At 76.1% G+C, this 6,805-nt stretch carries 1 protein-coding gene; it reads right to left on the bottom strand.

Features of this window, described 5'->3' with window-relative positions; genetic code table 11:
- Positions 1-6,805, bottom strand: a 6,805-nt coding sequence (locus JHAT_RS32980) for an SDR family NAD(P)-dependent oxidoreductase (protein WP_143660599.1), incomplete at both ends; no start/stop codon positions are given.

Here is a 6,805-nt window from a genome sequence, read left to right as displayed (position 1 = left end):
GGGATCGTCGGGCGGTTCCGCGGCGGGCCCGGCGTCCCCGGCGGTCGTGAGCGGGCCGGGTGCGGTCGCGGGCAGGTGGGCCTCGCTCAGATGGGCGGCGAAACGGGCCAGGGTGCTGTGCTCGAACAGCGCGGTGGGCAGCAGGTCCAGCCCGTAGCGGTCGTTGACCCGGTTGATCAGCTCCGTCAACGAGATGGAGTCGAAGCCCAGATCCATCAGGTCGGCCTCGTCGTCCACTTCCTCGGGGTCGACGAGCAGGAAGCCGGCCGCCAGGAGCCGGAGTTCGCGCAGCACCTCGCCGGTGTCCGCCTTCCCGTCCGGGGTCGCCGCGGGCGGCTCGGACGACGGTGCGGGGCTGTCGGAGGCGGCCGGCTGGTACACGACGACGCGGGTTGCCGTCCCGGTCAGGGCGCGGACGAAGGCCCGTTCGCCGCGTTCCGGTGCGAGCGGTGCGATCCCCCAGCGGCGCTCCATCAGGTGCAGCGTGGCCGCGTCGACCGTCATGCCGCCGTCCCGCCACAGCGGCCAGCCGATGGACACGGTGCGGCCCCGGCGTCCGCCACGGGCGCGCCGGGCCTCGCGCGCCTCGGCGAACTCGTCGAGGAAGGCGTTGGCGTAGGCGTAGTCGGCCTGCCCCGGGTTGCCCATCTCGGCGGTGGCGGAGGAGAAGCAGACGAAGAACTCGAGCGGTTCTTTGCGCGTCAGCTCGTCGAGCAGGACGGCTCCGTGCACCTTGGGGCCGAGCACCTCGGCGGCCTCGGCGGCCGTCTTGCGCACCGCGCGCGCGTCCCGGGTGGTGCCGGCGGCGTGCAGCACGCCGTGCAGCGGGCCGAAGTCCGCGCGGATGCGGGACACCAACCGGGCGGCGTCGGTGGCGTCCGACACGTCGGCCGGCAGGTGGACGGCGCGGGTACCGCCCGTGTTCAGCTCCTCGATCAGGGCCCGTTGCCCGGGGCCGAGCGGCGAACGCCCGGTCAGGACGAGCGTGACGGGGCCGCGTGCGGCGAGCAGTCGCGCGAAGCGCAGTCCGAGCCGTCCGGCACCACCGGTGATGAGGTAGGTGCCGCCGGGACGCACCGGGAGGTCGTCGACGAGGGCGGCTCCGTCGGGCGTGAACTCCTCTAGGGCACGCTCCTGCCGGACGCCGTCGGCGTAGCGCACGTGCGTGACGCCCTGGCCGCCGCCTGCCCGCAGTTCCGCGACGAGGAGCTCGGCCAGCGTGACGGGGTCCGTGCCCGGCGCGTGGGCGAGCGTGGTGCCCGTGCAGCCGCTGTGCTCCAGGGCCAGGGTCCGCAGCGTTCCGGCGGTCGCGGCGTGGTGCGGCCTCGTGTCACCGGGGTCCCAGGGGTGGGCGACGAGGAGGTGCAGCGGAGCGGCGGCGTCGTGGGCGAGGAGCGCGGCGGCGGACCACAGCACCGCCCCGAACCCGTCGGCGAGGCACGCGTCGAGGGTGTCCGGTGTGAGCGGCGAGTCGGGGCAGACGCGCAGCAGGCAGTCCGGGCGGACGCCCCGGGCCGCGAGCTCCTCGACGAGAGCCCGGTACTGCTCCGGGTCGTCCGGCGGCAGCGTGTACCGGCCGTCCTCCCCGCGGGCGACGGGGCCGGCGGCGGAGTGCGGCAGGGCCGTCTCGTGGCGGATCGCGTGACGGTCCAGTTCCCGCTCGAGCGCCGCGGCCACCGTCTCGTCGGGTGCGAGCACCAGCACCGTGCGCGGGGTGCGGACGGCCGCACCGCGTTCGGCGGGGGTCCAGCGGGGGCGCAGATACCGGCAGCCGTCGTCGGCGGGACGGTCGTGGTCCGGCCGGGCGGGGACGACGGCGGTGGTGAACCCGTCGAGGGCGAGCAGTTCCCGGCCGTCGTCGTCGATCAGACGCAGGTCGAAGCGGTGGCCCCGGGAAGCGGTGCCGGTTTCCCGGACGTGCACCCAGCACTCCTCGGGCAGCGGGGCGGACTGCCGTACGCGCTCCACCCGGGCGGGGACCTCCAGGGGACCGTCCGGCACCAGGGCGGCGGTGGCCTGGAACGCGCCGTCGACGAGGGCCGCGTGCAGGGGCCGGGCCTGCTGTCCGCCGGGCAGCCGCAGCCGGGCGAGGCATTCGCCCCGGCCGGTGGTCAGTTCGGTGACGACGGCGAGTCCGGGACCGTGGCGCAGGCCCGTGTCGGCGAGCGTCCGGTAGAACGCGTCGACGTCCTGCGGGTGCGGGCACCGGGCGCGCAGCTCGTCCGGCCGGACGGCGTGGTCGGTGACGTCGTCCGGTTCGGGTGCGTCGGCACCGGCGAACGTTCCCTCGGCGTAGACCGGTTCGGTGCCGTCGGATCCGGTGACGCGGAACCGGCCGCTGTCGCCGGATGCGTCGATCCGCACCGCCAGCCGCTCCGGGCCGGTGGCGTCGAGCGCTACGGGACGGTGCCACCGCAGGTCGTGCAGGTCGCCCGGAGCCGTCCCGAGCGCCGTCCACACGGCCTCCAGGACGGCCGCGCCGGGCAGCAGACGCCGACCCGCCACGACGTGGTCGCGCAGGTGGGCGTCGTCGAGGTCGAGCGGGAGGGTCACCGGCCCGGATGCGGCGGGCAGGTGGGACCGGTCCGTGCGCAGCCAGTGGCGGCGGCGCCGGAAGACGGACGTGGGGAACGGGGCCCGGCGCGGCCACGGGCGCGGCCAGAGCGCGGCCCAGTCGACGGGGACGCCGCGCACCCACAGCCGGGCGAGTTTGGCGAGGTCGCCCCGTTCCACCAACCGGGCGACGAACGCGGCGCCGTCGTCACCGTCGAACAGGTCGTCCGCCTCGCCGCGCGGGCGGGCCTCTCCCGTCCGGACGTCCGGGTGCTCCTCGCCGCGGGCGAACGCGGACAGGGCGGCGGCGAGTTGTGCTCGGTCCGCGGCGACCACGGCGAGCCGCACTTCCATGTGCCTGCGGCCGAGCTGGCTGGTGGCGGCGAGTTCCCGCAGGGTGCCGTGGCGGGCGTCCGCGTCGGCGAGGTGCGCGGCGACGCGTTCCGCGTAGGCACGCAGGGAGGCGTCGTCCCGGGCGGACAGCACGAACAGCTGCCGCGAGCCGTCCGGGTCGCGGGCCGCCTCGGGACGGACGCCGGTGGGCTCGAACTCCTCCAGGACGACGTGGGCGTTGGCGCCGCCCGCGCCGAAGGAGCTGACGCCGGCGCGGCGGGGGCGGCCGTCCGGCGCCGTCCACGGCTCGGACCGCCGTATCGGCCGGAACGGTGACCGGTCGAAGTCGATCTTCGGGTTCGGGTTCTCCAGGTGGATGCTCGGGACCAGGGTGCGGTGCCGCAGCTGGAGCAGCACCTTGGTGAGGCCGGCGATGCCCGCTGCGGCCTCCAGGTGGCCGATGTTGGCCTTCACCGAGCCGATGACCCGGTGGCCGGTGCCGGCCGTCGCGGGGCCGAAGGCGCGGACGAGTCCGGCCACCTCGACCGGGTCGCCCAGTTCGGTGCCCGTGCCGTGCGCCTCCAGATAGCCGACCGTGGCCGGGTCGACGCCGGAGCGTCGCAGGGCCTCGGTGACGACGGTCGCCTGGGCGTGCGGGTTCGGCACGGTGTACCCGCTGGTCTTGCCCCCGGCGTTGACCGCGCTGCCCTTGATCACCGCCCAGATGTCGTCGCCGTCGGCGATGGCGGCTGCCAGCGGCTTGAGCAGCACGGCGCCCACGCCCTCGCCGGGGACGTAGCCGTCGGCCCGCTCGTCGAACACCTTGCAGGCGCCGTCGGCCGACAGCATGTTCAGCGCGGACAGGGACACGTGGTGCGAGGGGTGCAGCACCAGATTGACCCCGCCGGCGACGGCCATCCGGCACTCGCCGCGGCGCAGGCTCTCGCAGGCGAGGTGCACCGCGGTCAGCGACGACGAGCACGCGGAGTCGACGGCGAAGCTGGGGCCCTGGAAGTCGAAGAAGTACGACACCCGGTTGGCCACCGACCAGTACGCGGAGTGCGCGCCGGACAGCCGCCCCCGCGGCCACTGGGTGGCGCCGAGTTCCCCGTACGTGCCGTACATCAGGCCGACGAAGACGCCGGTGGCGGGCTCGTGAGTGTGCTCGCCCAGGTATCCGGCCTCCTCCAGCAGGTTCCAGCTGGTCTCCAGGAACAGCCGCTCCTGGGGGTCGATGTCGTCGGCGTCGCGCGGCAGGATGCCGAAGAAGCCCGCGTCGAAGCGGTCGACGTCCTGAAGGAATCCGCCCCAGCGGCTGGGGGTGCGCTGTGGTGTCCCCCGTCGCGGGTCGTAGTGGGGCCGCCAGTCCCAGCGGTCGGGCGGGATCTCGGTGACGCTGTTCTCGCCGCGCAGCAGGTTGCGCCAGTAGGCGTCCACGTCCGGCGCGCCGGGGTAGCGCCCGCTGACACCGATCACCGCGATGTCGTCCCCGTGCGAGGGCCCGGACGGGGCGGTCGCCCCGCCGCTGTCGACGGCCGCCGTCGACGGCCCGGACGGGGTGGGTGACGAGGCCGCCCGGGGGGTGGCGGCCTCCGGTCCGGCGGGCGCGGGAGCCCTGGACGCGGCGGATTCCGGCAGGGCCGCGGCGAGCGGTGCCGCGTACTCCGTGCGCAGGCACTCCGCCAGTCGTTCGATGGTGGGCTGCTCGAACAGCAGCGTGGCGGGCAGCGGGCCCAGGTCCTCCTCGAAGCGCCGGATGACGGTGAGGCTGATCAGGGAGTCGATGCCGAAGTTCTCGAAGGTGACCCGGTCGCCGAGATCGTTCGGATCGTATTTGAGGACCTCGGCGAAGACCCGCTTGACGTAGCGGCGGACCGCATCGCCCGACGGCGACGGCAGCGGTCCGGGGCCGGCTGCCGGGGCGGGTGCCGGTGCCGGCGGCGCGGCGGCGGGCGGCCGGGGAGCGGTTCCGCCGAGCCGGGCGAGACCGGCGGCGTCCGCCGTGACGATCAGGGCCTGCGGCAGACGCGCGGCGAGGACGCGTTCGAGCGCGGCCAGGGCCTGGTCCGGGTCGAGCGGGCCGTGCCCGAGGGCGGTCAGCCGCGCGGTGCGCCGTTCGTCGCCGGTGGCCATCCCCTCGCCGCCCCACAGCCCGAGGTCGATCACCGTGGCGGGAGCCTGCCCGGTGGCGCGCAGCCGCAGCGCGAAGGCGTCCAGGAAGTGGGCGGCCGCCGCGTAGTTGGCCTGTCCCGGGGTGTCGGTGAAGGCCGCCGCGGACGACAGGAACAGCAGGAAGTCCAGGGGTTCCCCGCTCACCGCCCGCCACAGCGCCTCCGCTCCGGCGGTCTTGGCGTCGAAGGCGGCGCGGAAGGTGTCCTCGTCCAGCCCGGCCAGGGTGCGGTCCGCGAGGACACCGGCGGCGTGGACGACGCCGTTGAGCCGCCCGTACGCGGCGCGGGCTCGTTCCACCGCGTCGCGCAGCGCACTGGCGTCGGTGACGTCGGCGCTGACGTAGCGCACACTGCCGCCCAGCGCGGTGACGGCCGCCATCTTCCGGGAGATCTCCTCGTCGAGCGGGCGGCGGCCCACCCACACCAGGCGGGCCCCCACCGTGCGGGCGAGATGCCGGCTGAGTGCCGTACCGATACCGCCCGCGCCGCCGACGACGAGGTACACGCCCCCGGGCCGGAACGGGACGGCGGGGGCATCGGGCAGGTCGGCGGGCGCGACGCGCCGGACCAGCCGCCGGGTGCCGCGCAGCGCGGTGACGGGTTCCCCGTCCGCCACGGCGCTCTCGGTGTACAGCAGGTTCGCCGCCCGCTCCGGTTCGAGCGGCCCGGCTCCGAGGTCGACGCACCGCACCGCCCAGTCCGGGTACTCGGCGCCGTACGTGCGGGCCAGGCCCAGCAGGGCGGCCCCGGACGGGCGGGGTGTCTCCCCCGCACCGGCCGCCACGGCACCGTCGAGGGACACCAGGAGACGTCCGCGACGGGCGCGCGCCGGACCGGTCAGCGCGGTGAGCAGCCGGAGGGTGTCGAGCGCGGGCCGTTGCGCCGGCCGGCCCGCGTCACCGGCGGTGTCGCCGCGCCAGCCGAGGACGTGCACGAGGTCGTAGGTTCCTTCGGCCGCGGCCCTCGCGGCGGGTTCGCCCAGTTCCGCGACGGTCGTCCGCTGCGGCCCGTGCAGTTCCGCGAGTCGCCGGGCCGCTTCGCCGGCCGCCGCGGTGTGGGCGATCAGGATCCGGCCGTCGACGTCCCGCCGCACGTCACCGTCGTCCGGCCGCCCCTCGGTCCCGGGGGCGTCCTGCCAGACGGGCCGGTACACCAGCGGGCCCCGGGGCGCGGAGAGCGGGCGCAGCGTCAGCCCGGTGACCCGGACGAGGACCCGTCCGTCGGCGTCGACGACCCGGAGGGCGACGGTGCGCGGCCCGGTGCGTACGGCGTGGGCGCGGGCGGCTCGGTCCAGGGGGGCGAGGACGTCCACGGCCTCGGCGCCGAAGGGCACCAGGAGGGTGTCGCGGTCGGCCTCGTCCGGCTGCAGGACGGAGGCCAGTTGCAGTGCGCCGTCCAGCAGTGCGGGATGCACGGTGGCGTTCCCCTCCAGGGCCGGTGGCCTCAGTGTGGCCAGGGCCTCGTCCGCGCCGTGGGCGATGTCGTCCAGGACCCGGAAGGCGGGGCCGTAGGCGAGACCGGCGGCCGCGAAGCCGTCGTAGAACACGTCGGTGCCACGGCGGTGCGGGCAGCGGGCGGCGACCTCGGCGAGGGGCAGGTGCTCGGTCTGCGGGCGTCCGGTGGCCAGCCGGCCGCTCGCGTACGTCCGCGTGCCGTCGGTCAGGGCGAAGGCGCCGTCGTCCGCGAGCCGCAGCCTGGCCCCCGTGGTGGTCCGGCCGGGTCCGGCGGTCAGGGGCCGCAGCCAGCGC

Origin of the sequence: Streptomyces sp. JHA26 (genome assembly GCF_002005565.1) — a bacterium.
Classification (GTDB): Bacteria; Actinomycetota; Actinomycetes; order Streptomycetales; family Streptomycetaceae; genus Streptomyces.
Note: the sequence above shows the minus strand (reverse complement) of the source record. Positions and strands in the feature narration are given on the sequence as shown.